This is a genomic window from Bradyrhizobium sp. WD16 (genome assembly GCF_024181725.1).
Lineage (GTDB): Bacteria > Pseudomonadota > Alphaproteobacteria > Rhizobiales > Xanthobacteraceae > Bradyrhizobium_A.
Genome location: NZ_CP028908.1, coordinates 5,569,830 through 5,596,694, shown reverse-complemented (window position 1 = coordinate 5,596,694; position 26,865 = coordinate 5,569,830). Strand labels below are relative to the sequence as shown.

General features: G+C 65.0%; 28 protein-coding genes. 15 read left to right on the top strand and 13 right to left on the bottom strand.

All coding sequences use genetic code 11. The features are described from left to right. Positions 1 to 5: 5 nt before the first annotated feature. The 6 genes from ccoP to hemA all read left to right on the top strand — a co-directional run bounded on the left by ccoP (position 6) and on the right by hemA (position 6,894). Positions 6 to 878 carry a cytochrome-c oxidase, cbb3-type subunit III gene (gene ccoP, locus DB459_RS25860; RefSeq protein WP_253709826.1) on the top strand — a complete coding sequence of 291 codons (873 nt, stop codon included), beginning with the start codon at positions 6 to 8 and terminating at the stop codon, positions 876 to 878. Between the two features lie 126 nt (positions 879 to 1,004). Next, a complete protein-coding gene (gene ccoG / locus DB459_RS25855; protein ID WP_253709823.1) occupies positions 1,005 to 2,474 on the top strand; it encodes a cytochrome c oxidase accessory protein CcoG in 1,470 nt (489 codons plus the stop codon). A gap of 10 nt (positions 2,475 to 2,484) precedes the next feature. After that, positions 2,485 to 2,985: a FixH family protein gene (locus DB459_RS25850; RefSeq protein WP_253709785.1), complete on the top strand. Its 501-nt coding sequence runs from the start codon at positions 2,485 to 2,487 to the stop codon at positions 2,983 to 2,985. Between the two features lie 25 nt (positions 2,986 to 3,010). Continuing rightward, on the top strand, positions 3,011 to 5,200 hold the full coding sequence (locus DB459_RS25845) for a heavy metal translocating P-type ATPase (RefSeq protein WP_253709782.1): 2,190 nt from the start codon (positions 3,011 to 3,013) through the stop codon (positions 5,198 to 5,200). A 3-nt stretch (positions 5,201 to 5,203) separates the two neighbouring features. After that, complete coding sequence (gene ccoS / locus DB459_RS25840; protein ID WP_253709779.1) at positions 5,204 to 5,374, top strand: cbb3-type cytochrome oxidase assembly protein CcoS; 171 nt, start codon at positions 5,204 to 5,206, stop codon at positions 5,372 to 5,374. A gap of 203 nt (positions 5,375 to 5,577) precedes the next feature. Next, positions 5,578 to 6,894 carry a 5-aminolevulinate synthase gene (gene hemA, locus DB459_RS25835; protein ID WP_253709776.1) on the top strand — a complete coding sequence of 439 codons (1,317 nt, stop codon included), beginning with the start codon at positions 5,578 to 5,580 and terminating at the stop codon, positions 6,892 to 6,894. Between the two features lie 6 nt (positions 6,895 to 6,900). Here hemA and DB459_RS25830 read toward each other — a convergent pair whose 3' ends face one another. The 9 genes from DB459_RS25830 to DB459_RS25790 form a co-directional block, all read right to left on the bottom strand. Continuing rightward, positions 6,901 to 7,803 carry a hypothetical protein gene (locus tag DB459_RS25830; RefSeq protein WP_253709773.1) on the bottom strand — a complete coding sequence of 301 codons (903 nt, stop codon included), beginning with the start codon at positions 7,801 to 7,803 and terminating at the stop codon, positions 6,901 to 6,903. A gap of 92 nt (positions 7,804 to 7,895) precedes the next feature. Next, complete coding sequence (locus DB459_RS25825; RefSeq protein WP_253713704.1) at positions 7,896 to 8,564, bottom strand: helix-turn-helix domain-containing protein; 669 nt, start codon at positions 8,562 to 8,564, stop codon at positions 7,896 to 7,898. Positions 8,565 to 8,681: 117 nt separating this feature from the next. Continuing rightward, on the bottom strand, positions 8,682 to 9,071 hold the full coding sequence (locus DB459_RS25820) for a response regulator transcription factor (protein ID WP_253709770.1): 390 nt from the start codon (positions 9,069 to 9,071) through the stop codon (positions 8,682 to 8,684). A gap of 109 nt (positions 9,072 to 9,180) precedes the next feature. Further along, the gene (gene fixJ / locus DB459_RS25815; protein WP_253709768.1) at positions 9,181 to 9,795 is read right to left on the bottom strand and encodes a response regulator FixJ; all 615 of its coding nucleotides are present in this window, start codon (positions 9,793 to 9,795) and stop codon (positions 9,181 to 9,183) included. Beyond that, positions 9,788 to 11,314 (bottom strand): PAS domain S-box protein, encoded by a 1,527-nt coding sequence (locus DB459_RS25810; RefSeq protein WP_253709765.1) that lies wholly within the window; start codon positions 11,312 to 11,314, stop codon positions 9,788 to 9,790. Before DB459_RS25810 ends, fixJ begins: the two co-directional genes overlap by 8 nt. Positions 11,315 to 11,452: 138 nt before the next feature. Beyond that, entirely contained in the window at positions 11,453 to 11,863 is a 411-nt protein-coding gene (locus DB459_RS25805) for a translational machinery protein (RefSeq protein WP_253709762.1), read from the bottom strand. Positions 11,864 to 11,903: 40 nt separating this feature from the next. Continuing rightward, on the bottom strand, positions 11,904 to 12,635 hold the full coding sequence (locus tag DB459_RS25800; RefSeq protein WP_253709759.1) for a CBS domain-containing protein: 732 nt from the start codon (positions 12,633 to 12,635) through the stop codon (positions 11,904 to 11,906). Positions 12,636 to 12,776: 141 nt separating this feature from the next. After that, positions 12,777 to 13,601 carry a universal stress protein gene (locus DB459_RS25795; RefSeq protein ID WP_253709756.1) on the bottom strand — a complete coding sequence of 275 codons (825 nt, stop codon included), beginning with the start codon at positions 13,599 to 13,601 and terminating at the stop codon, positions 12,777 to 12,779. 344 nt (positions 13,602 to 13,945) lie between these two features. After that, positions 13,946 to 14,779 carry a universal stress protein gene (locus DB459_RS25790; protein WP_253709753.1) on the bottom strand — a complete coding sequence of 278 codons (834 nt, stop codon included), beginning with the start codon at positions 14,777 to 14,779 and terminating at the stop codon, positions 13,946 to 13,948. Positions 14,780 to 15,217: 438 nt separating this feature from the next. On the opposite strand from DB459_RS25790, the gene DB459_RS25785 reads away from it, so the two are divergent. Then, positions 15,218 to 16,045 (top strand): universal stress protein, encoded by an 828-nt coding sequence (locus DB459_RS25785; RefSeq protein WP_253709750.1) that lies wholly within the window; start codon positions 15,218 to 15,220, stop codon positions 16,043 to 16,045. Positions 16,046 to 16,184: 139 nt separating this feature from the next. Beyond that, positions 16,185 to 16,550: a hypothetical protein gene (locus DB459_RS25780; protein ID WP_253709747.1), complete on the top strand. Its 366-nt coding sequence runs from the start codon at positions 16,185 to 16,187 to the stop codon at positions 16,548 to 16,550. Positions 16,551 to 16,909: 359 nt separating this feature from the next. Here DB459_RS25780 and DB459_RS25775 read toward each other — a convergent pair whose 3' ends face one another. Continuing rightward, a complete protein-coding gene (locus DB459_RS25775) occupies positions 16,910 to 17,851 on the bottom strand; it encodes a CHAD domain-containing protein (protein ID WP_253709745.1) in 942 nt (313 codons plus the stop codon). Between the two features lie 16 nt (positions 17,852 to 17,867). Here DB459_RS25775 and DB459_RS25770 point away from each other — a divergent pair, with 16 nt between their 5' ends. From DB459_RS25770 to DB459_RS25755, 4 genes are all read left to right on the top strand, one after another. Then, positions 17,868 to 18,263, top strand: a complete 396-nt coding sequence (locus DB459_RS25770; protein ID WP_253709742.1) for a hypothetical protein — start codon at positions 17,868 to 17,870, stop codon at positions 18,261 to 18,263. Between the two features lie 81 nt (positions 18,264 to 18,344). Then, positions 18,345 to 18,677, top strand: a complete 333-nt coding sequence (locus DB459_RS25765) for an Hsp20/alpha crystallin family protein (RefSeq protein WP_253709739.1) — start codon at positions 18,345 to 18,347, stop codon at positions 18,675 to 18,677. A 66-nt stretch (positions 18,678 to 18,743) separates the two neighbouring features. Beyond that, a complete protein-coding gene (locus DB459_RS25760) occupies positions 18,744 to 19,172 on the top strand; it encodes an HPP family protein (protein ID WP_253709736.1) in 429 nt (142 codons plus the stop codon). 340 nt (positions 19,173 to 19,512) lie between these two features. After that, on the top strand, positions 19,513 to 22,227 hold the full coding sequence (locus DB459_RS25755) for a bifunctional acetate--CoA ligase family protein/GNAT family N-acetyltransferase (RefSeq protein WP_253709733.1): 2,715 nt from the start codon (positions 19,513 to 19,515) through the stop codon (positions 22,225 to 22,227). A gap of 111 nt (positions 22,228 to 22,338) precedes the next feature. On the opposite strand, the gene DB459_RS25750 is transcribed toward DB459_RS25755, so the two are convergent. The 3 genes from DB459_RS25750 to DB459_RS25740 all read right to left on the bottom strand — a co-directional run bounded on the left by DB459_RS25750 (position 22,339) and on the right by DB459_RS25740 (position 23,568). Further along, complete coding sequence (locus tag DB459_RS25750) at positions 22,339 to 22,749, bottom strand: hypothetical protein (protein WP_253709731.1); 411 nt, start codon at positions 22,747 to 22,749, stop codon at positions 22,339 to 22,341. A gap of 66 nt (positions 22,750 to 22,815) precedes the next feature. Beyond that, positions 22,816 to 23,292, bottom strand: a complete 477-nt coding sequence (locus DB459_RS25745) for a phage holin family protein (RefSeq protein ID WP_253709727.1) — start codon at positions 23,290 to 23,292, stop codon at positions 22,816 to 22,818. Continuing rightward, on the bottom strand, positions 23,293 to 23,568 hold the full coding sequence (locus DB459_RS25740) for a hypothetical protein (RefSeq protein WP_253709724.1): 276 nt from the start codon (positions 23,566 to 23,568) through the stop codon (positions 23,293 to 23,295). A gap of 228 nt (positions 23,569 to 23,796) precedes the next feature. Between DB459_RS25740 and DB459_RS25735 the strand changes: the two genes are divergently transcribed. From DB459_RS25735 to DB459_RS25725, 3 genes are read left to right on the top strand one after another with little or no spacing between them, the layout of a single operon-like run. After that, on the top strand, positions 23,797 to 24,936 hold the full coding sequence (locus tag DB459_RS25735; RefSeq protein WP_253709721.1) for an ABC transporter permease: 1,140 nt from the start codon (positions 23,797 to 23,799) through the stop codon (positions 24,934 to 24,936). A 2-nt stretch (positions 24,937 to 24,938) separates the two neighbouring features. Beyond that, positions 24,939 to 25,709 (top strand): ABC transporter ATP-binding protein, encoded by a 771-nt coding sequence (locus DB459_RS25730; protein ID WP_253709718.1) that lies wholly within the window; start codon positions 24,939 to 24,941, stop codon positions 25,707 to 25,709. Positions 25,710 to 25,721: 12 nt separating this feature from the next. Next, complete coding sequence (locus tag DB459_RS25725) at positions 25,722 to 26,831, top strand: MlaD family protein (protein WP_253709715.1); 1,110 nt, start codon at positions 25,722 to 25,724, stop codon at positions 26,829 to 26,831. Positions 26,832 to 26,865: the final 34 nt, after the last annotated feature.

The following is a 26,865-nucleotide window of genomic DNA, read 5'->3' as shown; positions in this document are numbered from 1 at the left end:
GGGAAATGAGCGATCATACTGAAATCGACGCTGTCTCCGGCACGTCGACGACCGGACACGAGTGGGACGGCATCAAGGAACTCAACACGCCGCTGCCGCGGTGGTGGTTGCTGACCTTTTATGCCACCATCATCTGGGCCGTCGGCTACTGGGTGGTCTACCCGGCCTGGCCGATGATCTCGGGTTACACCTCGGGCGTGCTGGGCTATTCCTCCCGCGCCAGCGTTGCGGTGGATCTCGCCAATCTGGAGAAGCTGCGCGGTGCGAAGATGGCCGTTCTGGCGACCATTCCGGTCGGCGACATCGAGAAGGACCCGGCGCTGCTGGCGCTGGCCCGGGCGCGCGGCAAGGCGGCGTTTGGCGACAACTGCGCTCCGTGCCACGGCACCGGCGCGGCCGGCGCCAAGGGTTTCCCCAACTTGAACGACGACGATTGGCTGTGGGGCGGCAAGATCGAACAGATCATGCAGACCATCGAGTTCGGCGCGCGTTCGGGCCACGCCAAGGCACATGAAGGCAACATGCTCGCCTTCGGCAAGGACGGCGTGCTCAAGCCGGATGAGATCGTCACCGTCGCCAATTACGTCCGGTCGCTGTCAGGTCTGCCGACCCGCCAGGGCTACGACAAGGCCAAGGGCGAGAAGATCTTTGCGGACAATTGCGCCGCCTGCCATGGCGCCGACGGCAAGGGCAATCAGGAGCTCGGCGCGCCGAACCTGACCGACAAGATCTGGCTTTACGGATCTGACGAGGCCACGGTGATCGAAACCATCACCAACGGCCGGGGTGGCGTCATGCCGAGCTGGGCCAGCCGGCTCGATGCGCCGACCATCAAGGCGCTTGCTGTCTACGTCCACTCGCTGGGCGGCGGCAAGTAAGAGCAGGGGCTGGGCGTGCAACAAAATGCTCCTTGGTTGAGTTGAATCAATAAGGGGTTCGATTCCGCAGCACATGGTGTAAATAGCCGCCAAACAAGCCGTGGAACCGGACCCCCTGACATTCTGATGAACAAGCTCACACGTCCCAGCGAACTGGAAAAAGCGACCGAAGCGCCGCTCTATGCGGCGCGCAAGCAGGTCTATCCGCAAAGCGTTTCCGGCACATTTCGCAGCATCAAATGGCGGCTGATGGCCGTCTGCCTGGGCATATATTACCTGTTGCCCTTCGTGCGTTGGGATCGTGGGATCGGCGCCCCCAATCAGGCCGTTCTGATCGATCTGCCCAACCGCCGGTTCTATTTCTTCTTCATCGAGCTGTGGCCGCAGGAAGTCTACTATTTTACCGGCCTGCTGATCCTTGCCTCTCTGTCGCTGTTCCTGATGAACGCGCTGGGAGGACGTATCTGGTGCGGCTACCTCTGCCCGCAGACGGTGTGGACGGACCTCTATTACGCGGTCGAGCGTCTCATCGAGGGCGACCGGCGCGAGCGCATGCGCAAGGCCGCCAAGGCGGCCGATGGCGGCGTCACGCTCCAGCGCATGTACGAGGTCACCGCGAAGCATTCGATCTGGTTGATGATTGCCTGGTGGACCGGCGGTGCCTGGGTTCTCTATTTCGACGACGCGCCGACCCTGGTGCGCGAACTCCTGACGTTCCAGGCGCCGGTGCTGGCCTACATCTGGATCGGCATCCTGACCTTCACGACCTACGTGCTGGCCGGCTTCATGCGCGAGCAGGTCTGCGTCTACATGTGTCCGTGGCCGCGCATCCAGGCGGCTCTGACCGATGAATGGGCGCTCAACGTCACCTACAAATATGACCGCGGCGAGAAGCGCACCTCGCTGAAGAAGGCCGCGGAGCTGCGCGCTTTGGGCGAGCGGGTCGGCGATTGCGTCGACTGCCGCCAGTGCATCGCGGTGTGTCCGACCGGCATCGACATCCGCAACGGGCCGCAGCTCGATTGCATCCAGTGCGGCCTGTGCATCGACGCCTGTGACAGCGTGATGGAGAAGATCGGCCGGCCCAACCGGCTGATCGGCTATGACAACGATATCAACATCCAGCGCCGGATGGCAGGTCAGCCGGAGATCTATCGGCCGGTGCGCCCGCGCACGATCGCCTATGTGGCCCTGATTGCCGGCGTCGGCGCGGTCATGCTGTACGCGCTGCTGACGCGGCATCTCCTCGACGTCAATGTGCTGCATGACCGCAATCCGGTGGCTGTCCGGCTCAGCGATGGCGCGGTGCGCAATGCCTATACGGTGCGGCTGCTCAACAAGCACAGCACCGAACGCACCGTGACGGTCGGCGTCGACGGCATTCCCGGGCTGAAAGTGCATGTGATCGGCAATGACAGCAACGGTTCGGACCGGCCCTCCGTCGTGATCGGCAAGGATCAGACGGAGGAGTTGCGGGTGCTGCTGACCGCCGAGCCGGATATCCGCCTCGATGCGTCGAGCCCGGTCATCTTCCGCATCACCGACGTGGGTAGCGGCGAGATCGCCACCGCCCGAGACAATTTCGTCACCCCGTGAGAGCGACGTCATGAGCAAAACCGAACGCGCCCCGAAACCGATCACCGGACGCTTCGTCCTGGTGACCACGGTCGCCTTCTTCGCCGTCGTCATCGGCGTCAATGTCGTCATGATGGATCTGGCCGTGCGTACGCTGCCGGGCACCGAGGTCGACAGCGCTTATGCCGCGAGCCTGTCCTACAAGGACGAAATCAAGGCGGCGCACGAGCAGGCCCAGCGCGCCTGGAAGGTCGATGCGAAGATCGAGCGCCGCCCGGACGGCATGGCGGCGCTGCGGATCGAGGCGCACGACCACGACGGGCAACCGGTCGCCGGCGTCGCGTTTTCCGGACGGCTGGAGCGCCCCGCCGACAAGCGCGAGGACAAGGTTCTCGAGCTCGCCGAGCGCGAAGCCGGCATCTATCGCGCCAACGTCGCCGAAGTGGCGCCGGGTCAGTGGGATCTCGTGCTGGAAGCAGATGCGGCGGGCAAGCGGGTCTTTCTGTCGAAGAATCGCGTCATCCTGAACTGAATGAAGTCAACTGAATCGGCGGCCCATGCAGGTCACGCGGGACTATTCCCATTACGTCAAGGACATGGGCTCGGGCCTCGCGCATCTCGACCTCGCGGTCGAGGGTGTCACCTGCGCCGGCTGCATGACCAAGATCGAGCGTGGCCTCTCCGCGCTGCCTGACGTGACGCTGGCGCGGGTCAACCTGACGGACCGGCGCGTCGCAGTGGAATGGCGGGCAGGGGCGGTGGACCCGGCCGGCCTGATCGATCGTCTCGCCGAGCTCGGTTACAAGGCCTATCCCTACGAGCCCGTGCGCGCCGAGCTTGCCGAGGTGCAGCAGACGCGTTTCCTGCTGCGTTGTCTCGGGGTGGCGGCTTTCGCCACGATGAACGTGATGATGTTGTCGGTCCCGGTCTGGTCGGGCAACGTCACCGACATGCTGCCGGAGCAGCGCGATTTCTTCCACTGGCTGTCGGCGCTGATCGCGCTGCCGGCGGCGGCCTATGCCGGCCAGCCATTCTTCCGCTCGGCCTTCACGGCGCTGCGGGCGCGCAGCGTCAATATGGACGTGCCGATCAGCATCGGCGTGGTGCTGGCGCTCGGCATGTCGGTGGTGGAAACCATCAATCACGCCGAGCACGCCTATTTCGACGCGGCGATCATGTTGCTGACCTTCCTGTTGGCAGGGCGCTTTCTCGACCAGAATATGCGCCGTCGCACCCGCGCGGTGGCCGGCAATCTTGCCGCTCTGAAGGCGGAGACCGCGACCAAGTTCGTCTCGCCGGAAGAGATTCGCGAAGTTCCGGTCGCGGCGATCAATGCCGGCGACCTGGTGCTGCTGCGGCCTGGCGAGCGCTGCGCCATCGATGGCTCCGTGGTCGAGGGCCGCTCCGAGATCGACCAGAGCCTGATCACCGGCGAAACCGCCCATGTGGCGGCGGGGCCGGGGACCCAGGTCTACGCCGGCACGCTGAACGTGTCGGGCACGTTGCGGGTGCGTGTCGCGGCCGCCTCCGAAGGCACGCTGCTCGACGAGATCAGCCGCCTGCTCGACAACGCCCTGCAGGCCCGCTCGCGCTATGTGCGGCTCGCAGACCGGGCGTCGCGGCTCTATGCGCCGGTGGTTCATGCCACGGCGCTGATGACCCTGGTGGGCTGGGCGCTGGCCGGCGCCAACTGGCACGACGCGACGGTGACCGCCATCGCGGTGCTGATCATCACCTGTCCCTGCGCGCTCGGTCTTGCCATTCCCGCGGTGCAGACCGTCGCGGCGGGCGCCATGTTCCGGGCCGGCGTGCTGCTGAACTCCGGTGACGCGATCGAGCGGGTCGCCGCGGTGGACACCATCGTCTTCGACAAGACCGGCACTCTCACGCTGCCGGACCTCGATGTGGTCAACCGCGACGCCATTCCGGATGGCGTGGTGGCACTGGCTGGCCGCCTGGCCCTCGCCAGCCATCACCCGGTGGCCGCCGCCGTCGCCCAGGCCGCGGGAGCCAAGCTGCCGTTGCCGGACATTGTCGAGGAGCCGGGCCGGGGCGTGCGCGGCGTGGTCGATGGCATCGAGGCCCGGCTCGGCAGCCCGGCGTTCTGCGATGCCGAAGCGGCGGCGCGCCAGCTGCTCGCAACCGACCCTGAGGTTTCCGTCGTCGCCTTCCGCCATGGCGAGGTGCACCAGGTCTTCGCGGTGCGCCAGCGGTTGCGCGAGGATGCCGCCAAAGTCGTGGCCAGGCTACGTGAGCGCGGCATCGCCGTCGAAATCCTGTCAGGCGACCGCGAGCCGGCGGTGCGCCAGGCGGCGACCGCCCTCGGCGTCGATACCTGGCGTGCGGGCGTCAATCCTGCCGAGAAGATTGCCCGGATCGAGGAACTCAAGCGCCAGGGCCATCACGTCATGATGGTCGGCGATGGTCTCAACGACGCGCCTTCGCTGGCCGCGGCCAGCGTCTCGATGTCGCCGATCAGCGCCACCCATTTGAGCCAGGCGGCGGCCGATCTGGTCTTTCTCGGCAAGGATCTGTCGCCGGTCCTCAAAGCGGTCGATTTTTCGCGCAAGGCTGTCGGCCTGATGCGGCAGAACCTTGGGCTGGCAATCGGCTATAACGTCATCGCCGTGCCGATCGCCATCGCCGGGCTGGCGACCCCGCTGATCGCGGCCGCAGCGATGAGCGGTTCATCGATCCTGGTGATCATGAACGCGTTGCGTGGCCGTAGTGCCGGCACGGAGGCTTGATCCATGGAAGTCCTGATCTATCTCGTGCCGCTGGCCCTCTTGCTCGGTTTCGCCGGGCTGGCCGGCTTCTTGTGGTCGCTGCGCAACGGCCAGTACGAAGACCTCGATGGTGCCGCCTGGCGGGCCATCGCGGACGATGAGCCGTCGCCCGGGCAGCAGCAACCGGGCCAGTAGGGCATCCGGCCAGCCATCAAGGGTCCCGGCGGGCCGGCCCAAGCGTGGTCGCGCCGTCGGCGTCTGCCGTCCGCCGGGAGGCGGTGCTTGCCATTGTCGTCGGCGTGACCTTGCCGGGGCTTGCGATTGATCTGGGTCAACGAAGGATTTCTCATAGAGCGCATGTTCGCCGCTCGACTGCATTTGATCTCAGCGGGATGACGATGACGGCACAGAGCGCGACGGTTCATAATCTGCATCCGGACCTGGCCGTCGAGGAACCGGAGCGGTTCTGCGACATCGTCCGCCAACAGCTGTCCCCCCCCGATTACGAGACGCTGCTTCAGGGCGCGCTGGATCGGTTGCACGCAGAACGGCGCTATCGTGTCTTCGCCGATATCGAGCGGCAGGCCGGCCGCTTTCCCCACGCCATCTGGCACGCCCCCGACGGCAAGCGCGATATCGTGCTGTGGTGCTCCAACGACTATCTCGGCATGAGCCAGCATCCGCAGGTGCTTCGCGCCATGGTCGAGACCACCTCGCGCATGGGGACGGGCGCCGGCGGCACGCGCAACATCGCGGGCACCAATCATCCGCTGGTCGAGCTGGAGGCCGATCTCGCCGATCTCCACGGCAAGCAGGCGGCATTGGTCTTCACCTCGGGCTACGTCTCCAACCAGGCCGGGATCTCGACCCTCGCCAAGCTCATTCCGGACTGCCTGATCTTTTCCGACGCTCTCAATCACAATTCGATGATCGAGGGCGTGCATCAGTCCAATTGCGAGAAGCGCATCTTCCGCCACAACGATGTCGCTCATCTCGAGGAGTTGCTGAATGCCGCCGGCCGCCGGCGCCCCAAGCTGATCGTTTTCGAGAGCCTCTATTCGATGGACGGCGATGTCGCCCCGATCGCCGAGATCTGCGATCTCGCGGAGCGCTACGGCGCCATGACCTATTGCGACGAGGTTCATGCCGTCGGCATGTATGGGCCCCGCGGCGGGGGCATCAGCGAGCAGCTCGGCGTCGCCCATCGCATCGACGTGATTGAAGGGACCCTCGCCAAGGCCTTCGGCTGTCTCGGCGGCTATGTCGCCGCCTCGGCCACGGTGATCGACGCGCTGCGGTCCTACGCACCCGGTTTCATCTTCACCACGGCGCTGCCGCCGCCGGTCTGCGCTGCGGCGAGCGCGGCGATCCGTCATCTCAAGGCCTCGAATGCTGAACGGTTGCGGCATCAGGACCGCGCGATGCTGCTCAAGCGTCGTCTTGATGCCATGGGGCTGCCGCAGATTCGCAATCCGTCCCACATCGTTCCGGTGCTGATCGGCGACGCCGAGACCTGCAAGGCGGTGAGCGATTTCCTCCTCAACAGCCACGGCATCTATATTCAGCCGATCAACTATCCGACGGTGTCGCGCGGCACCGAGCGGCTGCGGATCACGCCGACGCCGCTGCACAGCGACGCCGATCTCGACAAGCTCTGCAATGCGCTGTTCGAGGCCTGGGAGCGTTTCGGGTTGCGCCGGACGCCGCCGGTTTGAGGATCGTTACGGCTGAAAGCCGTGCAGCGCGGTGTGCGACATCGGATTGACCGGCGCGATCGGACCGTACTCGTCGGCTGAACCGTCGGGCGGCGGGAAGGCGTAACTGATGATGGTCTTGGCTACCAGGCGATCGGAGGCCCGGGTCAGGCCATAGCCGATGCCGAGATCGATATCGAATTCGCCCAGCTTGAAATCCGTGACCGCGAACAGCGTGTGCTGCTGGTCGGCGAGCTTGCCGAAATTTCCGATCTCGCCGAAGTCGGCGTAGTATTCGAGGCCCAGGGCGACGTCGTGGTCGAGCAGACGGGCGACGCGCGCGGCCGGGGCAAAATCCAACGTGCCGAACCTGCCGAAGCTCGCGTCGACGATCGGGTTGACGATGAATTCCCAGCCGTCCTTGCGATATCCGAAGATCGGTCTGACCTCGACCTCGAAACGCGACTGTGAGAATGGCGGCGATGTGAGGCCGAACTCGAAATTCACGCCGTAGAAGAAGGTGCGCTTGTCGGCCTGCGGCGTGACGAACAGGGTGCGGACCTTGAAAGTGTCCGACAGGAAGCGGTCGTCCTGCACCGCGAACGGCAGGTAGAGCCCGACCTCCCACCAGTCGGTCAGACCATAGGCGAATTCCGGCGTTCCGTTGAGGCTGTGGTTCGAGGGAAATCCGCCCGGAAAGGGAGGATCCTTCTGGCCGATGCCCACGTAATTGTAGTGCTGCTGGATGGCGAACTGCCCGGGCGCCACGATGGCGGCATTGTAGACCTGGATCTCGTCGATGGCGCGGGCCGGGGACGCCCAGGCGCCGAGGATGGCGATGACAGCCGCAGCAGAGGCGGCTTCAAGAGCTCTGCCTCGCGGGTGACGAGCCGGCGAGGTGGCGGAAGGACTTGTGTCGGAGACATTCACCAGAAAAAACCCAGTTTAGAACTGTTCTAAGCTGGGTGTAGTCTCGCGGGAGGAAAGGCGTCAATTAAACTGCGTGTTAAACTGCTGCGCGGTCATGCGTCCATGCTGCGCAGACGTTGCCGATTTCTCAGGACAATCTGTCGTGCGCCGGAAAAGCCGAGCACGTCCTGCTCATGCAGTTGTGACAGGGCGCGGGACACGGTTTCGAGGGTGAGGCCGAGGTAATCGCCGATGTCACGGCGGCACATCGGCAAGGCCATCATGCCGGCGACCGCAAGGCGGCGGTCCATCTCCAGCAGGAAGGCTGCCACCCGTTCCATGGCCGTCTTGCGGCCGAGCAGCAGCATGTGATCTTCGGCGTGCTTGAGGCTGCCGGCGGTCATCCGCAGCAGGTCGCGCATGATCTGGACGTCGCCCAGGGCCGCGTGCTCGAGGCTGCGGCGCTTCACCAGGCGGACGGAGGTGTCGATGATGGCCTCGGCCGTGAGACGGTGGACCGGACCGGCCTCGAGGCCGAAAACGTCGCCCGGCAGGTGGAAGGTACCGATCTGGCGGCGGCCGTCCGAGAGGAGCTTGTAGGTGCGCACCGCGCCCCGGACCACCTGATAGACGTATTCCGCCGGCTCTTCCTCGCCGTAGATCTCGGCGTCCTTCTTGTAGGAGAATTCGCTGGCCACCAGCCCGGCGTGGCCCATCACGGCGCTGAACTCGTCACCGGGCGTCGGAGTGAGAAGATCGAGGTGGGTGGCGGTTGGCTGGATGCTTGAGGGAGCGAGCACGGGCCATCTCCTGATTACTGTCTGCTGGCCTCATGTTTATGGGAATCGACCCGCTGCCGAAATTTCGCTCCTTATCTTAAGGGGTTACCCTTACGTAGTTTACCGGAGGTCGCCGCCGGCCGGATCTGGACGGGTCAGGCGGCGCACATGGGCCAGCAGGCTTTCGTCAAGGTGCGGCTTGTGCAGTACCGCGCAGATATCGGCGGCTGCGGCCCGCCGGCCGATGTTCTCGTCCGGGTCGCCGGTGATCAGGATGATAGGCGCCTCGGAGCCGCGCCCGCGCAGCCGGCTGGCGAGGGTGATGCCGTCGAGCCCCGACATCTTGTAGTCGATGACAAAGCAATCCACCGGCGGCTGGTCCGGAGCGCGCAGCAGGGCCGCGCCGCTACGGTAGGTGCGCACATCGAAACCTTCGGTTTCCAGAAGGAAACCGAGCGATTCCAGGACACCGGGATCGTCGTCGACGACGCCGATGATTGGCGGGCGCATGCTGCCAATCCGCGGCGCAACAGCCTGGGCTGTGGTCTGGTTAGGTCTGTACATGAAAAATAAACTACACAAGATTTGGCAGGATCGGCTTGACGTAGCTCAAATGCTGTCAGTCCTTGATCAGCCCGCCCCGCATCGCCAGCCGGACCAGCTCGGAAAGGCTGCCGGCCTGCATCTTGGTCATCACATTGGCGCGATAGACCTCGATGGTCCTGGGACTGATGTCGTAGTCCCGGGCGATCTGCTTGTTGGACAGGCCGGCCACCAGCCCCTCCATGACCTGCCGTTCGCGGGGGCTGAGGCTGGCGATTCGGTCGGCAATCTCCGCGATTAGGGCGTCGTCCTCGGCCTGGGCGCGCCCCTGCTTCAGCGCCGAGCCGATCATGACGATCAGCCGGTCGTCGTCGAAGGGCTTTTCGAGGAAATCAAGGGCGCCGAGCTTCATGGCTTCGACCGCCAGCGGGATATCGCCGTGGCCGGTCATCACGATGATCGGCAGCACCGACCGCTCGGCCTTGAGATGCCTGAGCAGTTCGATGCCGTCGACATCGGGCATGCGTACGTCGGAGACCACGCAGCCGAAGGCGAGCAAAGGCAAGTCCTCGATGAAGCGCCGGGCGGATTCGAACAGCATCACGTCGAATCCTGCCGAGCCGAGCAGGAACTCCAGCGAATCCCGCATCGCCTGATCATCGTCAATGACGTAGACCTTGCCCTCAGCCATCGATGCCGGCTCCTTCGTTCGGTGCAGCGGGCAGCGTGAAGCGGAAGGTGGCCCCGCCGAACTCGTTGGATTCAGCATTGAGCCGGCCGCCATGGCCTTCGATGATCGAGCGGCTGATCGACAAGCCCACTCCCATCCCGTTCTCCTTGGTGGTGAAAAACGTCTGGAAAAGACTCGGCAGCACGCCTTCGGCGAAGCCGGAGCCGGTATCTGAAATGGTGACTTCGATGAGATCGCCTTCGATACGGTGACTGGAGGCATAGAGCTCGCGCCGGGGCGACTGCGTCATTGCATCCAGGGCGTTGCGGAACAGATTAACCAGAACCTGCTGGATCTGCACACGGTCGACCAGCACGAGATCATTCACCGGGTCGAGATTGAAGCGCAGCAACACGCCTTGTTCGCGGGCGCCCGTCAGGCCGAGCGCGCCGGCCTCCTCGACCAGCTTGGCGACGCTTTCGACGCGCTTCTCGGATTCGCCGCGGGACACGAAGCTGCGCAGCCGGCGAATGATCTGTCCGGCGCGCATGGCCTGTTCGGCGGCGCGATCGAGCGCGACTTCGATTTTGGCGGCGCTCGGGTCCTCGCTGGCACCGAGCAGGCGGCGAGACCCCTTCATGTAGTTGCTGATGGCCGCCAGCGGCTGGTTCAGCTCGTGGGCGAGCGCGGACGCCATTTCGCCCATGGCGCTGAGCCGCGAGACATGGACCAGTTCGGACTGCAACTCCTGCAACCGGGCCTGGGTCTGCTGGTGCTCGGTGAGGTCGCGGATGAAGCCGGTGAAATAGCGATCACCGCCGGGATTCATTTCGCCGATGGACAGGTGCATCGGAAAGGTGGTGCCGTCGCGGCGGCGGCCGGTGACGATACGGCCGATGCCGATGATGTGCTGCTCGGCGGTCCTGCGATAGCGCGCCATGTAGGAGTCGTGCTTGGAGCTGTCCGGTTCGGGCATCAGCAGGCTGACATTCTGGCCGAGGGCTTCGCTGCTCGAATAGCCGAACAGCCGTTCTGCGGCAGTGCTGAAGGACTGCATGATACCGCGCTCGTCGATCACGACCATGGCGTCGGGGATGGTTTCGAGAATCGAGCGCAGATGGCTTTCGCGGGTGCGCAAGGCCTCTTCCAGGCGCTTCTGGTCGTCGATATCCATCAGCACGCCGCCGAGCAGCCGTGGTGCACCGTCCGGGCCGCGGATTATGCCGCCGCGCAGGCGCACCCAATGCATTCCCGCGGGGGTTGCAATCCCATGCTGGAGGTCGAAAGGAGTTCCCTGGCTGACCGCCCGATCGACCGCCTCCCGGAGTGGATTGCGCCCTTCGGCCGCGAGGGGAGCCAGGAGAGCCTCGAGGTTTGCAGGGGCGCTGCCGCCGAACAGCCGGCGGGCAGCGTCCGACCAATGGAATGTCCGGTCGACCAGGTCGAGCGCCCACAGCCCAACCTCCGCGTCGTCGAGGCCGTGCCGGAGGTTTTCCTCGCTCAGGACAAGGTCAATAATGGGTTTATGGGCTCCGATCACGCGATCTGCAGGCCTCAGCTTCCACCGCTCCTGCGCTATTTGCGCTGGACTGCCGTTTATCAATAGCCGGCCCGGGCCGAGGCGGAAAGGGGGCGGACGGTGGAATCGTCCGCCCCTTTATAGGACGTTGTACCGATCTCAGCGCGTGGCGCTGCCGGCGGATGGCGCCGCTCGGGTTGGCTCGAGCTTGAAGTGGTGGCGCGCCAGGGCGACGATCTCGCCGTCGGTGGGGCGGGCCACGGCTTCGACGGCAATCACCCGTTTGGCAATCGCCGGATGGGTCTCCTGCAGATATTTCGCCAGTTCGTTCTTGGCGCCGGCAGGGCCGATGATCAGGATCTCGCCGGCATCGGCGATGGCCTGTGCGATTTCGCCGAGATAGGCCTTGCTTTCGTGGACATGGCCGCTGCCGACCGAATTCGCCTTGTGATGGATGTGCGGCGCCGCGTCATGCGGCCGCAGCACGGCTTCGTCGGCACCGTTCCGCCCGACGTGGAAAATGCGCGCCTGCTCGTGATCCAGCCAGACCACCGCATGAAAGTGACTCATCTTCGTGTTTTCCCCGGCCGCTTGTGTGAGGGATTTGCAACTATTGATTGCGTTTCGTTAATTTTTCGTCTTCAGGTGAGCTCAGGTACATGCCGGACATGGTGTCCACCCAGCACAGATGATCGTGGACCTCCTTGACGCCGGCAACGTTCTCGGCGGCGACCACGGCAGCACGGCGCGACGCTTCATCGGTGATGACGCCATGAAGATGGACGATGCCGTCGCGCACATTGACGGCAAGACCGAACGGGCGCCAGTCGGTCTTGTCGACGGCGGCGATGATGCGCTCGCGGATGTGGTCGTCGTCTGCGGTGGGATCGGGCACGTCGCGGGCGAGGTCGGCAACGGCGCGCAGCAGGTTGGAGCGGGTGACGATGCCGACGATGCGGTCGCCGTCGACGACGGGCAGGCGCTTGACGTGACGCTTCTCCATCAGCCTGACGATATCCTCGAGCGGCGTATCTTCGGTCGCCGTATACGGATCGGGAGTCATGATTTCGCCGACCTTGCGGCCCTGTTCGTGGACGAATTCGCTGGCGGATTTGCCGGGTCCAAGCAGGATCTGGAGCCAGCGGGCGCGTCGGCGCTGGGTGCCGATTTCGGCGCGACGCAGGAAATCGCCTTCGGAGACGATGCCGATCAGCTTGTCGGCCGCATTCACAACCGGCAGGCCGCTGACGTGGTAACGCAGCATGGTGGCTGCAGCATCGGCGATCGGCGTATCGGCTCCGACCGTGATGACCTGACGGGTCATGATTTGATGAGCGCGCATGACGGACCTTCTGGTTTGGCGGGTAAATTATCCTGAAACGATGATCCCCCGCCGGCATTCTGGTGTTGACACAGATCAACCGTTGGTCCGGCGCCGCCACGGGGCGGGACTGCGCCGAATGCAACCACGCCAGTCATGCCGTCAATGCATCAGCAGCGTGCAGACCGAGGCATGGTCCAGCAGCCGTCGGGTCACCCCGCCGAAAGCCCATTCCCGCAGCCGCGAGTGGCCATAGGCGCCGGTGACGATCAGGTCGGCGCCGGCCTGCACCGCGATCAGATCGAGATGGCTGCCGGCGTGGCCGGCTGCGAGTTCCGTCTTGGTCTCGGCCTCAATTCCGTGCCCGGCCAGCCATGCGGCGACGTCGGCGAGGGCGCGGCCGGCACTCTCGTCCGGCTGTTCCGGGACGATCTCGACAATGAGCACTTCGCGCGCCTGTTTCAGCAGCGGAAGGGCTGCGGCGATGGCGCGCCGCGCCTCGGGCGCCTCCTTCCAGCCGACCAGGGCGCGGTCGAGGCGCAATGTGGCGCGGTCCGGTGGAACCACCAGGACCGGCCGGCCAGTCCCCATGACGGCGTCGCCGATGTCGAGTGCGAGACTGGGCAGCCGGGCGGCAGCAGGGTTCACGCGGCCGGCGATCACCAGATCGGCGGCGCGAGATTCGGCGGCGAGGAACAGCGCCGGATTGGCCGCGGCCGAGCGCCATTCCAGCGCTGCGCCGCAGCTGGCGAGTGCGGCCCGGAAACGATCCTCGCCGGCCGCGATCAGGCGGCGGAAGCGTTCCTCGTCGACCTCCAGAATGCTGGTGGCGATCATGCCCTCGGCATGCAGGGGCACGCCGGGGAAACCGGCTGCGACCCCGATGATGCGGCTGCCGAACCGGCCGGCAAGTTCGCCCGCCAGCCGCAGCGCGGCGTCATCGCCGCCCTGCAGATCGACATGCACCATCAGGGTCGGGATCGCCATTTCCGATGCTCCGCTCAGCTAGTGTCCTGTCTCCGAATTACCGCTTCGTTTGCCTCACCCTCGCTCGGTCATTCGGAGACATCGGGACACTAGCAAAATCAAAAAGCTAGTGCGGCTTATGTCTCGCAATTGCCTACGAGAGACTGGCCGCAAAGGCGGTAGGCAATTGCGAGACGCCACACTAGTGTGGTGGATCTGACGCTCGTTTCAGCATTGGAGCGAGTTCTTCAAACGAGCGTCAGATCCAAAACAAAACTAGAATCATAACGATGCTAGTGTCCCCTTGTTTCCAACGTTCGTATGAGCGCCTGCTGCAATGGGATACGAACGTTGGAAACGGGACACTAGTGCGACATGAACACCGGGACGGTCATGGTCTCCAGCATGCCCCGAGTCACTCCGCCGAACGCGCGCTCGCGCAGCCGCGAGTGGTCGTAACCGCCCATGACGATCAGGTCGGCGCCGTCATCAGCGGCGAGCGACAGGATCGCGCCGTGGATTTCAGGCTTTTCCGCGGTGATGCGCAAGGCCGATGCATTGATCCCGCCGCGGGCGAGGTGTTCGCTCAAGGCCGTCGAGGACAGCCGGTCGGTGTCCGGCAGCGTCTCGTTGACGGTGACAATGGTGACCGCCTTGGCGCGCTGGAGCAACGGCATTGAATCATGCAGCGCGCGGGCGGCCCGCCGGCCACCGTCCCAGCACAGCAGGACGCGATCGAGCTTGAGCGCCCCCTTGAATATATAGGGCACGACCAGCAGGGGCCGCCCGGATTGGATCAGGATGGACTCGAGGACAGCGTCGCCGGAGCGGGGCCTCGACCGGTCCGGCTGGGCGAGAATGTTGAGATCATACAGGCGGGCAAGTTCGGCCATGCGCTGGTGGGCCGGATAGGGGCTGTCGCAGACTGTCAGTTCGCCCAGTCGGACTTCGGCGGCCTTGGCTGCCGCTTCCAGGTGATCGAGCGCCGCCGTGGCCCGCGCGACCGCCGGGTCATTTTCCGCAGTGATCGCCAGCGCTGCAGAGGAGGCGCCGAGCGCGATCGCCGGGTGAACCGAAATGCCGGGGCCCGACAGGCCGTCGAGATGGGCATTGAAAAGACGTGCCGCGGACACGGCACAAGCGATTACACCGCCGTCGCGATCGTCGGCGGGAATATGCGCAAGAATGTCTTTCAGCATGGCAAAACCCCAGGTTATCTTCCGCTGACGATATGAGCAGGCTTTGCCGAGAGATCTTTGATCTAGCTCATGGGTTGTCGCGGCTCAGCCGCTAGTGTGGCGTCTCGCAATTGCCTACCGCCTTTGCGGCAAGCCTCTCGTAGGCAATTGCGCGACATAAGCCACACTAGCACTTTGATTTTGCTAGCGTCCTTATGTCTCCGAATGACCGTGCGAGGGTGAGGCAAATAGGGCGGTAATTCGGAGACAGGACTCTAGTGTCCCTGACCGCTTCATTTGCCGCACGTTCGGACGGTCATTCGGAGACAAAGGGACGCTGGCACGAACTTCGGAAACTCCAGGGATACGAACGGGACGGTTGTTGATCGGAACAGTCTTGATCGGAAAGATCTTGGATGTCGGAGGCGCAGACAGGGCCGCCGTGCACGGGAGAGGGCAATGACTTACGCAACGGTGATGGTGAGCCTCGCACTCGGTCAGCCCAATGAGGCGGCGCTCGCTGTCGCCGGCGATCTTGCCGAGAAATTCGCCGCGCGCGTCATCGGCATTGCCGCCGCCGAGTTCAGCCCGCCACTTTACTACACGTCCGGCGAAGCGGCAGAGCAACTGGTCGAGCGGACCGAAAATGAGATTCGGACGCATCTTGCGGATCTCGAGCAGGTATTCAGGGCTGCGATCTCGCCCCGCGCCAAGCTGGTCGAATGGCGCAGCGCGCTGAGCCTTCCCGCGGCCTTCGTCGCCGAGCAGGCGCGGGCGGCGGATGTGATCGTTTGCGGCCGCGCCGGCTCAAGCCTCACCGATCCGTTCGATCACGCCGATCCCGACGATCTCGTGATGCAGGTGGGGCGGCCGCTGCTGATCGTCCCGGCGGGCGCGACCTGGCTTGACCTTCGCCGCGGCATGATCGCCTGGAAGGATACCCCCGAGGCCCGTCGCGCAGTGGCCGCCGCACTGCCGTTGCTGAAGAAAGTCGGCGACATCACCGTGGTCGAGGTCGTCGAGAACGGCGACGACCGGCCGCAGGCCGAGGCGCGGATCCGCGACGTCATCGGCTGGTTACGAGGGCATGGCATCAATGCCAATGCGATGGTTCCGGAGGAGGGCGGCGATGCAGCTCAGCGTCTCGATCGGCTCGCCGATGAGCTTGGGGCGGGCGTCATTGTCGCCGGCGCCTACGGTCATTCGCGGTTGCGCGAATGGGTGTTCGGCGGGGTGACGCGGCGCCTGGTAAGCGAGGTCGAACGTTGCTCGCTGGTGTCACGCTAGTGTCCTGTCTCCGAATTGCCGCCCCATTTGCCTCACCCTCGCACGGTCATTCGGAGACATAGGGACACTAGTGTGGTGGACCTGACGCTCATTTTGCATTGCGGTCCAACCAAGAGCTGGGAACCACGGGAGATCGGTCATGTCTGACTTCCACATCCACGATGACGATGCCAGCCGGTTGGCTGCGGAAAATGCGAGGCGCCTGACCGATTCCGGCCGCAACGCCCTGCAATTCTCTCTCGAATTGCAGCGGGCGATGATCGAGGAGATGGCCCGGGCGTCCGGCGAGATTCTCGAACGCATGCACGTGGAAATCGAGATTACCTCGGAGCTGGTGGCGCGGGTCGCAAGCGCCCATTCGATCCGCGAACTCGCCACCGCCTACAATGATTGCACCCAACATCAGGCGGAAGCGTTTCGGATCGACAGCCAGCTTTTGATGAAGCACGGTCAGCGGCTTTGCGATCGCACCTCCCGCCTGTTGACCGGAACAGCCCCGACTTGAAATCGGATTCGCGGCTAGTGCGGTAGATCTGACGCTCGTATCAGTATTGCAGCGAGCTCTTCAAACGAGCGTCAGATCCAAAACTGCACCAGAATCATGATCATTGCTAGTGCCCCTTTGGTTCTAACGTTCGCATAAGTGCTCGCGCCAAAGAGATACGAACGTTCGAACCGGGACACTAGTGTCCTGTCTCCGAATTACCGCCCCATTTGCCTCACCCTCGCACGGTAATTCGGAGACATAAAGGACACTAGCAAAATCAAAGCGCTAGTGTGGCTTATGTCTCGCAATTGCCTACGACAGACCGGCCGCAAAGGCGGTAGGCAATTGCGAGACGCCACACTAGACGCCGCACCAGCTCAGGCCAGCTGGCCCAATTCTCGATAGGCCGCCTCGGCCTCGCGCAGCAGCCGCTTGCGCGCCTTGGCTTTCAAGCGCAGTCCGTTGCGGATCGGAGCCTGTGCGGCATCGTTGATCTCGCCGAGCGCACCCTGGGCGCGCCGGAGCTGCTTGGCGATCGCCTGCGACCAGTGCAGCGGTCGATCCGGCACGTAGGGGCCGTAGTCTTCCATGGCGTAGCGCAGCCTTTTGGTCTTCAGCCGGAGCTGGTGCAGCGTCTCTTCATCCATTTGATCCAGTCCGCGGCTGCGCTTCACCAGGCGGTCGTGCCAGCGGCTCAGGACGCGGCCGCACCACGCACCCAGCGCCTCCTGTCGCAGACGATCCTGCCTGGAGCCGACGCTAGAGGACCATGGGCCGCGTTCGATCCAATCCGAGGTGCGCTGGAGGAGGCGGCGGTAGCGCGATGACTGGAGGGCTCGCGCCAGCCGCGCATGGCTCGCGAGCCAGCGCCGGTCGAGTGCGATCTGCTCGTCGACAGTCAATCTCGGCGCATCCTTCTCGCCCTGTTTCTGGACCAGAACGTCAAGGTCGCGCGCGGCGCCAAGCCGTCGGTTGATCCATTTCAACTCGTGCTTGAGCCGCCGCCATTCGGCGTCGGTCGTCATCGGCGCAAAAAAGGAGACGGTACCCCGCAATCGGGTCATGGCGATGCGCATCTGGTGCAGTGCATCGAGATCGCCGGCGATCGTGGTGTTCCGCAGCGTGGCGATGCTGTCGAGACAGCGTCGCATGGCGAGACGAAATGCCTGCGCCTTAGGCAGCGACGGCTCGAGCGTCGGGTCGGCTCCCGCCGCCACGGTCCCGCTCGGTGGGAGGGCGGGTTTCCGGGCCTTCTGCCGTGTGGCGGGCCTCGCCTGCCCCGTGGGCTGCCGCTCCCGTTCGACGTCGGCCTCGGGCACTGATTTGGAGGCCGGCTTGGCGCGCGAGCTGGGGCTCGATTCGGATTTCGCCCGGCTGCGATGCAGGGCGGCCGCCGCGCCGGGCCGGCTTGGTCCGGTCGTCGGCCTGGAATCCGGCCTGGTCCGACGAGATCTGGCGGGACTGCGGGTCACTTCTCGACCTCTGATCGACATCGGACCGGGCGGCATGCTGATGCGATTGGTCCTGACCGGGCGATCGGGTGGAAAACGACCCCAGCGTCCCGAAGCCGAGGTTCGCTCGATTTTGCCGCACCTTCGTCAGCGTGCTTCGGATGCGAAAGAACACTCGAAGTCGGTGATTCCGGTGATTCCAGTGTGTCTGGTTCAGACATTCTCATGGCGACCCGCCGCGACAATGAAGGGAATTTCTGCACCACCACACCGATTTTGACCCTGATCAAACCACGAAGCGCGATCAGGCTGCAAGGTCACCCCGCGTTGCTTCGCGGACAAACTAGCACTGGAGCGTGTCATGTCGTTGAAACCCCTGCTTCCAGTCAATCAGGACCGCCTGCTGGGCCCGCGGGATTTCACCCCCATCGCCGCCCTGCAGCAGGAGATCGATCGCCGGTTCGACGGATGTTCGCGCATCCGCGGCGAGAAGAAATCGCAGCGTGAGGAGACGGGAAAGGACTATCACCTCGTCGAACGCCGCTCCGGTTCCTTCTCGCGAAGCGTCGAGTTGCCGGCGGGCATTGACGCCAGCGCAATTACGGCCGAGATGCGCGAAACGCGCGCTGAAGCTCGACGTTGCGAAGCCGACCCCGGCCAGGGCAGGAAAGTCGACATCAAGCCCGCGGCTTGAACGACGACGCGTCGGCGGCGACGCCACGGCGCGCCGAAACCCAAATCCATATGACGGGAAGCACTCTTGTTTGAATTCCTCGAAGCCGTCGTCCAAGACTACATGACCGCCGACATCAAGACGGTTGGCCGGTCTATGACGCTCGCGGACCTGGAACAACGTTTCGAGGCGGATGACTACAACACATATCCCGTGGTCGAAGGGGACGACGTCATCGGCGTCGTCTCCAAGTTTGATTTCCTCAAGTGCTTCGCCTTCACCACCTACAGCCTCGTTCCCCATTACGACGATCTGATGAAACAGACCGTGGGCGACGTCATGACGGCAGAGTACATCTATGTCGGCCCTGCAACGAAGCTGACGCGTGTGCTCCAGCTGATGGTCGAACATCGCCTCAGGAGCATGCCGGTCCTCGGCCCCAAAGGTGGGCTTGTCGGGATGATCTCCCGTGTGGACGTTGTCCATGCGCTCGGGGTTGCGACGCGCAACTTGTGACACCGCCTGTGGCGGTGTTCCGTCATCGTTCCTTCAATGTGCAGGTCTGTGCAGGCCGCGCGGGCATCGGCAGCTGCTGGACGCCGCCAGCAGCGACCCGCGCTTGATGCGCACTGCAGGTTTTGTGCTAGTGTCCCGTCTCCGAATTACCGCTTCGTTTGCCTCACCCTCGCACGGTCATTCGGAGACATCGGGACACTAGCAAAATCAAAAAGCTAGTGTGGCTTATGTCTCGCAATTGCCTACAGGGGCTTGCCGCAAAGGGCATAGGCAATTGCGAGACGCCACACTAGCTTCAACTGAAGTTCTCGGTCGCGACAGTTCGAATCCGTAGGATCTCATGTCGGTCTATCGCCTGAACCAGGTTCTGTCCCCACGTTCTCTGGCGCTGGTCGGGGCCAGCTCGCGGCCTCATTCGCTCGGCCTCGCAATCCTTCGCAATATTCGCTCGGCGGGGTTCGCCGGCGAGATCGGCGTCGTCAATCCGCGCCACGCGATGATCGACGGCATCGCGACGGTGCCGACCCTGACACAGCTGTCCTTTGTTCCCGATGTCGTGGTGATCACGGCGCCGGCCGCGGTGGTGCCGGCGATCGTCGCGGAGGCGGGAGCGCGCGGCGTCGCGGGGGCGGTGATCATCAGTTCGGGTCTCGGTCACGGAGAGGGCTCTCTCGCCGATGTGGCCAATGATGCCGCGCGCGCGCATGGCATGCGGCTGATCGGCCCCAATTGTCTCGGCATCATGAATCCCGGGCTGAAGCTCAACGCCAGCTTTGCCGCCCATAATCCGCGCGACGGCAATCTGGCGCTGATCTCGCAATCGGGCGCGATCGCAGCCGGCATGGTGGACTGGGCGGCGCAGCGGTCGGTGGGGTTCTCCGGCCTTGTCTCGATCGGTGATCAGCTCGACGTCGATATCGCCGATTTCCTCGATTACTTCGCGCTCGACAGCCACACCCGGGCGATCCTGCTCTACGTCGAGCAGATCAAGGACGCCCGCAAATTCATGTCGGCCGCGCGGGCGGCGGCCCGGGTCAAGCCGATCGTGGTGGTGAAGTCCGGCCGGATGGCGCAGGGCGCCCGGGCGGCAGCGACCCATACCGGTGCCCTGGCGGGGGCGGATGCCGTCTATGACGCCGCGTTTCTCCGGGCCGGCATGCTGCGGGTCTATGACCTTCGCGAACTGTTCGACTGCGCCGAAACTCTCGGTCGCGTTCGCCCGCCAGCCGGCAAACGCCTCGCGTTGCTCACCAATGGCGGCGGCATCGGTGTGCTCGCCATCGATCGCCTGGTCGAACTCGGCGGCCAGCCGGCCAGCCTGTCGCCGGCGCTGCGGCAGAAGCTCGATGCCGTTCTGCCGGCGACCTGGTCCGGCTCCAACCCGATTGACATCGTCGGAGACGCCGATGCCGAGCGCTACGCCGCCGCGTTGCAGATCTTGCTCGCCGATCCGGACAACGACGCCATCCTGGTGATGAATGTGCAGACCGCGATCGCGTCTGCCGACGAGATTGCGGCGAGGGTGGCGGAGATCGTCAAGGCCGACCGCGCGCGGCGCACGCTGACGCCCAAACCCGTCCTCGCCACCTGGGTCGGCGCCGACGAGGCGGTCTGGAAGGCGTTCAGCGCCGCCGGCATTCCGAATTACCCGACCGAGGACGACGCGGTGCGCGGCTTCATGCATCTGGTGCGGCATCGCGAAATCGTCGAGGCCCTCGCCGAGGTGCCGCCCAGCCTGCCGAGCGCCTTCGCGCCGGATCAGGCCGGGGCGCGGCGGATCATCGACAAGGCGCTGGGCGAGGGCCGAACCTGGCTCGATCCGGTGGAGGTCCGCGGCCTCCTCGAAGCCTACCAGATCGCCATGGTCCCGACCTTTGCGGCGCCCGACGGCGCTGCCGCCGCGACCGCAGCGGCGCCGTTTCTCGCCAAGGGCGAGACGGTGGTGCTCAAAGTGCTGTCGCGTGACATCATCCATAAATCGGACGTCGGCGGGGTCGTGCTGAACCTGACCTCGGCGGAGGCGGTCAGGGCGGCGACCGACGAGATCCTCGCCCGGGCCAGGGAGCGCCGGCCCGACGCGCGGCTCTCGGGCGTCATCGTTCAGCCGATGGTGGTACGCTCGAAGGCGCGCGAGCTGATCCTTGGTCTCGCCGACGATCCGACCTTCGGCGCGACCATGGTGTTCGGCCGCGGCGGCACCGCGGTGGAGGTGATCAACGATCGGGCGCTGGCGCTGCCGCCGCTCGATCTGCGCCTCGCCCGCGACCTGGTCGGCCGGACCCGGGTGTCACGGCTGTTGCGCGGCTATCGTGATGTTCCGCCGGCCAAGGCCGACGAGGTGGAATTGACGCTGGTCAAGCTGTCGCAGCTCGCGGCGGATTTTCCCGAGGTCCACGAACTCGACATCAACCCGCTGCTGGCCGACGAGGCCGGGGTGCTGGCGGTCGATGCGCGGGTCGCGGTCGGGCCGCCGGTCAGGAAATTCACCGGCACCGGCAATGCCAATTTTGCGGTCAAGCCGTATCCGGCGGAATGGGTGCGCCATATCAGCATCAAGGATAAGCGCGAGTTGCTGGTCCGCCCGATCCGCCCCGATGACGAGCCCGGCATCTACGACATGCTCAAGCATGTCACCCCGGAGGACCTGCGGCTGCGGTTCTTCGCTCCAATCAAGGAGTTCTCCCACCAGTTCATCGCGCGTCTCACCCAGCTCGATTACGCCCGGGCAATCGCCTTTGTCGGCATCGACCCGGCAACCGGCGAGATCCTCGGCGTATCCCGGCTGCACTCGGATTCGATCTATGAGAGCGGAGAATACGCCATCCTGCTGCGCACCGACATGAAGGGCAAGGGGCTCGGCTGGGCGCTGATGATGCTGCTGATCGAATACGGCAAGGCCGAGGGGCTCAAGCGCATCGCGGGGCAGGTGTTGCAGGACAACAGCGTGATGCTGGCGATGTGCCGTCATCTCGGCTTCGCGGTCCGCACCGACCCGCACGAGCCCGAATTGTGCGACGTCACCTTGGCGCTGGACCGGCCGCCCGTCGGCCGCTGATCGCGGAAAGCGTCACAGACCCGAGGAAAGACCGCGCCGACGCCGCGCCCGCAATCGCGGCACGTTGCGTCGGCGGCGGAGCCGGCCCTCTCTTGGCGCCGGGCCCTCGGATCAGAGCCGGTGGACGCCGACCACACGGAATGTGTGCATGGCGCCGTCTTCCCTGATTGAAACATATTCGCCGGCGACGAACTGTTCGTCGCCGAAATGATAGCCGACCTCGTCCGGCGTATCGCCGGCGACATCGTATTTGAACGCCCATGCGCCGCCGGGGCGCTCGACGAGATGACCGAGTTCATCGGGTTCGCCCGGGCGCTGGCGTGCGACGCGACAGGCCTCGCGATGGCGCTTCCACAGCTCCGCGTCGATCTTGTTGTCGGCGTTGAGCGGCGCGAGGAAGACATAGGCGATTCCGGCCGCGCCCTCGGGGTGGCCGGATTCCCGCGCGAGTTCGAGGCGAATTTGCCGAAAATTCGGCGGAAGATCGGTGTTGCGAATGGCGGTGGGGTGAGGCTTTGTCATCTGATCACTTCTGCGAACGGGCGAATTGCGGGCTGTTCAAAACGGTTCTCGAACGGGGGGCGAAGATCAACGCTGCTCCCCTTCGGGCGCGGCCCTGGTCTTGCGCAGGCTACGCAGGACGATGGTCAGGAGCGGGGCGATCAGCGAAGGCAGGATGCTGTTCAACGGATTGCGGAAGGCTTCGCTGAATTGGGACTGCATCACCTGCGCCTCGAGTTGCAGCGCGTCGACGGCAGTGCCGTGGATCTCGTTGGCGAGCTCGAGGTCGCGCCCGGCCGGCTGCCGCGCCGCGATCAGCAGGATAATGCCCGCGATGACGAAATTGAAGGCGCCGAGCGCCGCCGCGGCGACGATCGCGCTCCAGACCTGAACCAGTGCGAAATAGGCGGCGAGCTCGAACATCAGCAGGCCGAAAGCGGCGATCAGGGCCGCGAAAGCCTTCAGTCCGAGGCCGACCAGCATGTGCCGGAGGCGGATGTCGGCGATGATCTTGTCCGCACGCCAGAGCGCCCGAAGGTTGCGTGCGATGTCGTCGGAGCTCACTCAGCTTCTCCTCAGCAAGAGACCGATCACGACGCCAACGGCCAAGGCAGAGGCGAGTGCGGCGATCGGCCGCTGTGTCACCAGCTTCTCGACGTGCTCTTCCTCGTGGAGCAGGGTGTCGCCGAGATCGCCAAGCGTCGCCTTGATCTGTTCGGCGACGTCGTCGATGCGGGTCTTCGAGTCCTGCGCGATGCGGGCGTTGGCCGCCTCCAGGATGCGTGCAAGATCGCGTTTCAAGGCATGCAATTCGTCGCGCAAATCGTTGCTTGGCGGCATCGGATGGTCTCCAGCCCCACGGGTTCGGGGCAAGACTAGGCCGGCATACGGTTGCGCTCTTGATTTGAATCAAGCGGGTGGCGACACTGCAGCGATCCCACGGGCCGCGTCGTCGAGGGCGGCGGCCGTGCGGCCGTGATTTGAGCCTCGGCGGCTTGAGGCACGTCAAGGGTCGGGGCGGAACCGTCGTTAGAAGCGGAGCATGGCAATGGTTCAACGAGGTCGATCGTGACTGCCGCCGCCCCCGTACTCGATTCCGTGGTTGCGGCGAGCGGCCTGCGGCTGCGCCCGGCAGGCGCCTGGACGGCGGCCCATGTCGAGGTCCTCGAACGGCTGCGGGACCAGGCTTCATCCCAGGTCGCCGATGCCGGGGCACTCCAGATCGATCTCTCCGGCGTGACGGAGCTCGATACGCTCGGCGCCTGGATGCTGGAGAAGCTGTCGCGGCAGGTCGCCGGCGCCGGGCGTCGGGCCGAACTGGTCGGCGTCGCCGACAAATATGCCGGGCTGATCGACGAGGTCCGTCAGGTCAATCGCCGCAAGCCGCAGGTGGCGCCGCCAGGCAACTTCCTGGTCGACAATGTCGAGCAGGTGGGCCGGTCCGCTTTCGCGGCGACCGAGGACATCACCGTCTTCCTGCGCATGCTCGGCGCCCTGGCTGTGGCGCTGCTGTCGACGCTGCGCCGGCCGCGATCGCTGCGCCTGACCTCGCTGGTCTATCATCTCTATCGCGTCGGCTGGCAGGCGATCCCGATCATGGCGCTGATCACCTTCCTGATCGGCGCCATCATCGCCCAGCAGGGCATCTTCCATTTCCGCCGCTTCGGTGCGGAATCCTATGTGGTCGACCTCGTCGGAATCCTGGTGCTGCGCGAGATCGGCGTCCTGATTGTCGCCATCATGGTCGCCGGCCGGTCGGGCAGCGCCTACACCGCCGAACTCGGGTCGATGAAGATGCGCGAGGAGATCGACGCGCTCTCGACCATGGGGCTTGACCCGGTGGAGGTGCTCATCCTGCCGCGCATTCTTGCGCTGATCTGCGCGCTGCCGATCCTCACGTTCCTCGGCTCCATGGCCGCGCTCTACGGCGGCGGGCTGGTGGCCTGGTTCTACGGCGGCATGAGCCCCGAGATCTTCATCGCCCGCCTGCACGAGGCGGTGTCGGTGACCCATTTCAAGGTCGGCATGATCAAGGCGCCCTTCATGGCGCTGGTGATCGGCATCGTCGCCTGCGGCGAGGGGCTTCGCGTCAAGGGCAGCGCGGAATCCCTGGGCCGCCAGACCACGACATCGGTGGTGAAATCGATCTTCCTCGTCATCGTGCTCGACGGCATCTTTGCCGTGTTCTTCGCCTCGATCGGGATGTGACGATGCTCGCCGCCTCAGGCCAGCCGGCAATCCGCGTCAGCGATCTCGTGGTCGGCTTCGGTCGCACCACGGTGCTCGATCATCTGTCTCTCGAGGTCCGCCGCGGCGAGATTCTCGGACTGGTCGGCGCCTCTGGCGGGGGCAAGTCGGTGCTGATGCGGACCATCATCGGCCTCATTCCCAAGCGCAGCGGGGAGATCGTCGTCGATGGCCTGTCCATGGACGGCGACGGGGCGAACCGGCTGGCGGCCGGGGCCTGGGGCATCCTGTTCCAGCAGGGCGCGCTGTTCTCGTCGCTGACGGCGAAACAGAACATCCAGTTTCCGCTGCGCGAGAAGCTCGTCATCTCGGAACCCCTGATGGACGAGATCGCGACCGCCAAGCTGGAAATGGTCGGCCTCGATCCCGAGGACGGCGACAAGTTTCCTGCGGAATTGTCCGGCGGCATGACCAAACGCGTGGCGCTGGCCCGTGCCCTGGCGCTCGATCCGGCGATCCTGTTTCTCGACGAGCCGACCTCCGGCCTCGATCCGATTTCGGCCGGTGATTTCGACGCCCTGATCAAGACGCTGCAGCAGACCCTGGGGCTGACGGTGTTCATGGTCACCCATGATCTCGCCAGCCTGAACACCGTCTGCGACCGCGTTGCCGCGCTGGCGGACGGCAAGATCGTCGCCATCGGCCCGATGCCTGAATTGCTGGTCAGCGAACACCCCTGGGTGCGAGCCTATTTCCATGGCAAGCGCTCTCAGATGCTTCAACCGCGAGAGTGAGGTCGGCTAGCCATGGAAACCCGCGCTCCCTTCGTCATTGTCGGCGCATTCGTGCTGGCGGCGATCATGGCCGTGTTCGGCTTCGTCTACTGGCTCCACAACATCGGCGGCATCGGCGCGCGCAACGTCTTTCACGTCCAGTTCAACGGCCCGGTGCCGGGACTCCTGGTCGGCGCCGGCGTGCTGTTCAACGGCATCAAGGTCGGTGAGGTGACCGAACTCGGTCTCGCGCCGGACAATCCGCGGCAGGTGAATGCGACGATCGCGGTCGCCATCGCGACGCCGGTACGGGCGGACACCAAGGTGGGACTGGAATTCCAGGGGCTGACCGGCGTTCCTGTGGTGGCGCTGGAGGGCGGAACGCAAAAGACCGCCTCCGGCCCGGTGCCGGTGCTGATCGCCGAGCCGGGCGCCGGCCAGAGCATGACCCAGGCGGCGCGGGACGCGCTTCGCCGGGTCGATGCGGTGCTCTCGGACAATGCCGAGCCGCTCAAGAATACCCTGGGCAACCTGCAGACCTTCTCCGAAGGCCTCGCCCGCAACACCGGCCGGATCGACGGCATCCTGGCCGGGCTCGAGAAGATGACCGGCGGGGGAACGCCGCCGGCGCCCAAGGCGATCCTCGATCTTCAGCCGCCGCAGAGATTTGCCTTCGCCAAGGAGCCGATCCGGCACCAGATCGTGTTCCCCGAGCCGACAGGCACGGTGATGTTCGACACCCAGCGTGTGCTGATCACGCCGACCGGGCACAATTATCCGGGGTTCGCCGAGGTGCAATGGGCCGACAGCATCCCCAAATTGCTCCAGGAGAAGCTGATCCAGAGCTTCGAGAACTACGATGTCGGCCATGCGCCACTGCGGCCGCTGGACAGCGTGACGCCGGACTACCAGCTGCTGATCGAGATCCGCAGCTTCACCGTGCACAGCGAGGAGAAGCCCGTCGCCGACATCGCTTTCGCGGCGCGGGTGCTGAACAAGGACGGGAAGGTCGTGGCGGCAGAATTGTTCCAGGAGCGCAGTCCGCTCTCGGAGCTGACGCCGCCGGCCGCGCTCAGCGCCTTCAATACGGCGTTCGGCGCGGTGGCGAGCCGGCTGATCCAATGGGTGGTCAAGCTCGGATGACGCGGGCGGGCGCGGCCGTGGCGCGCGTAGAGAT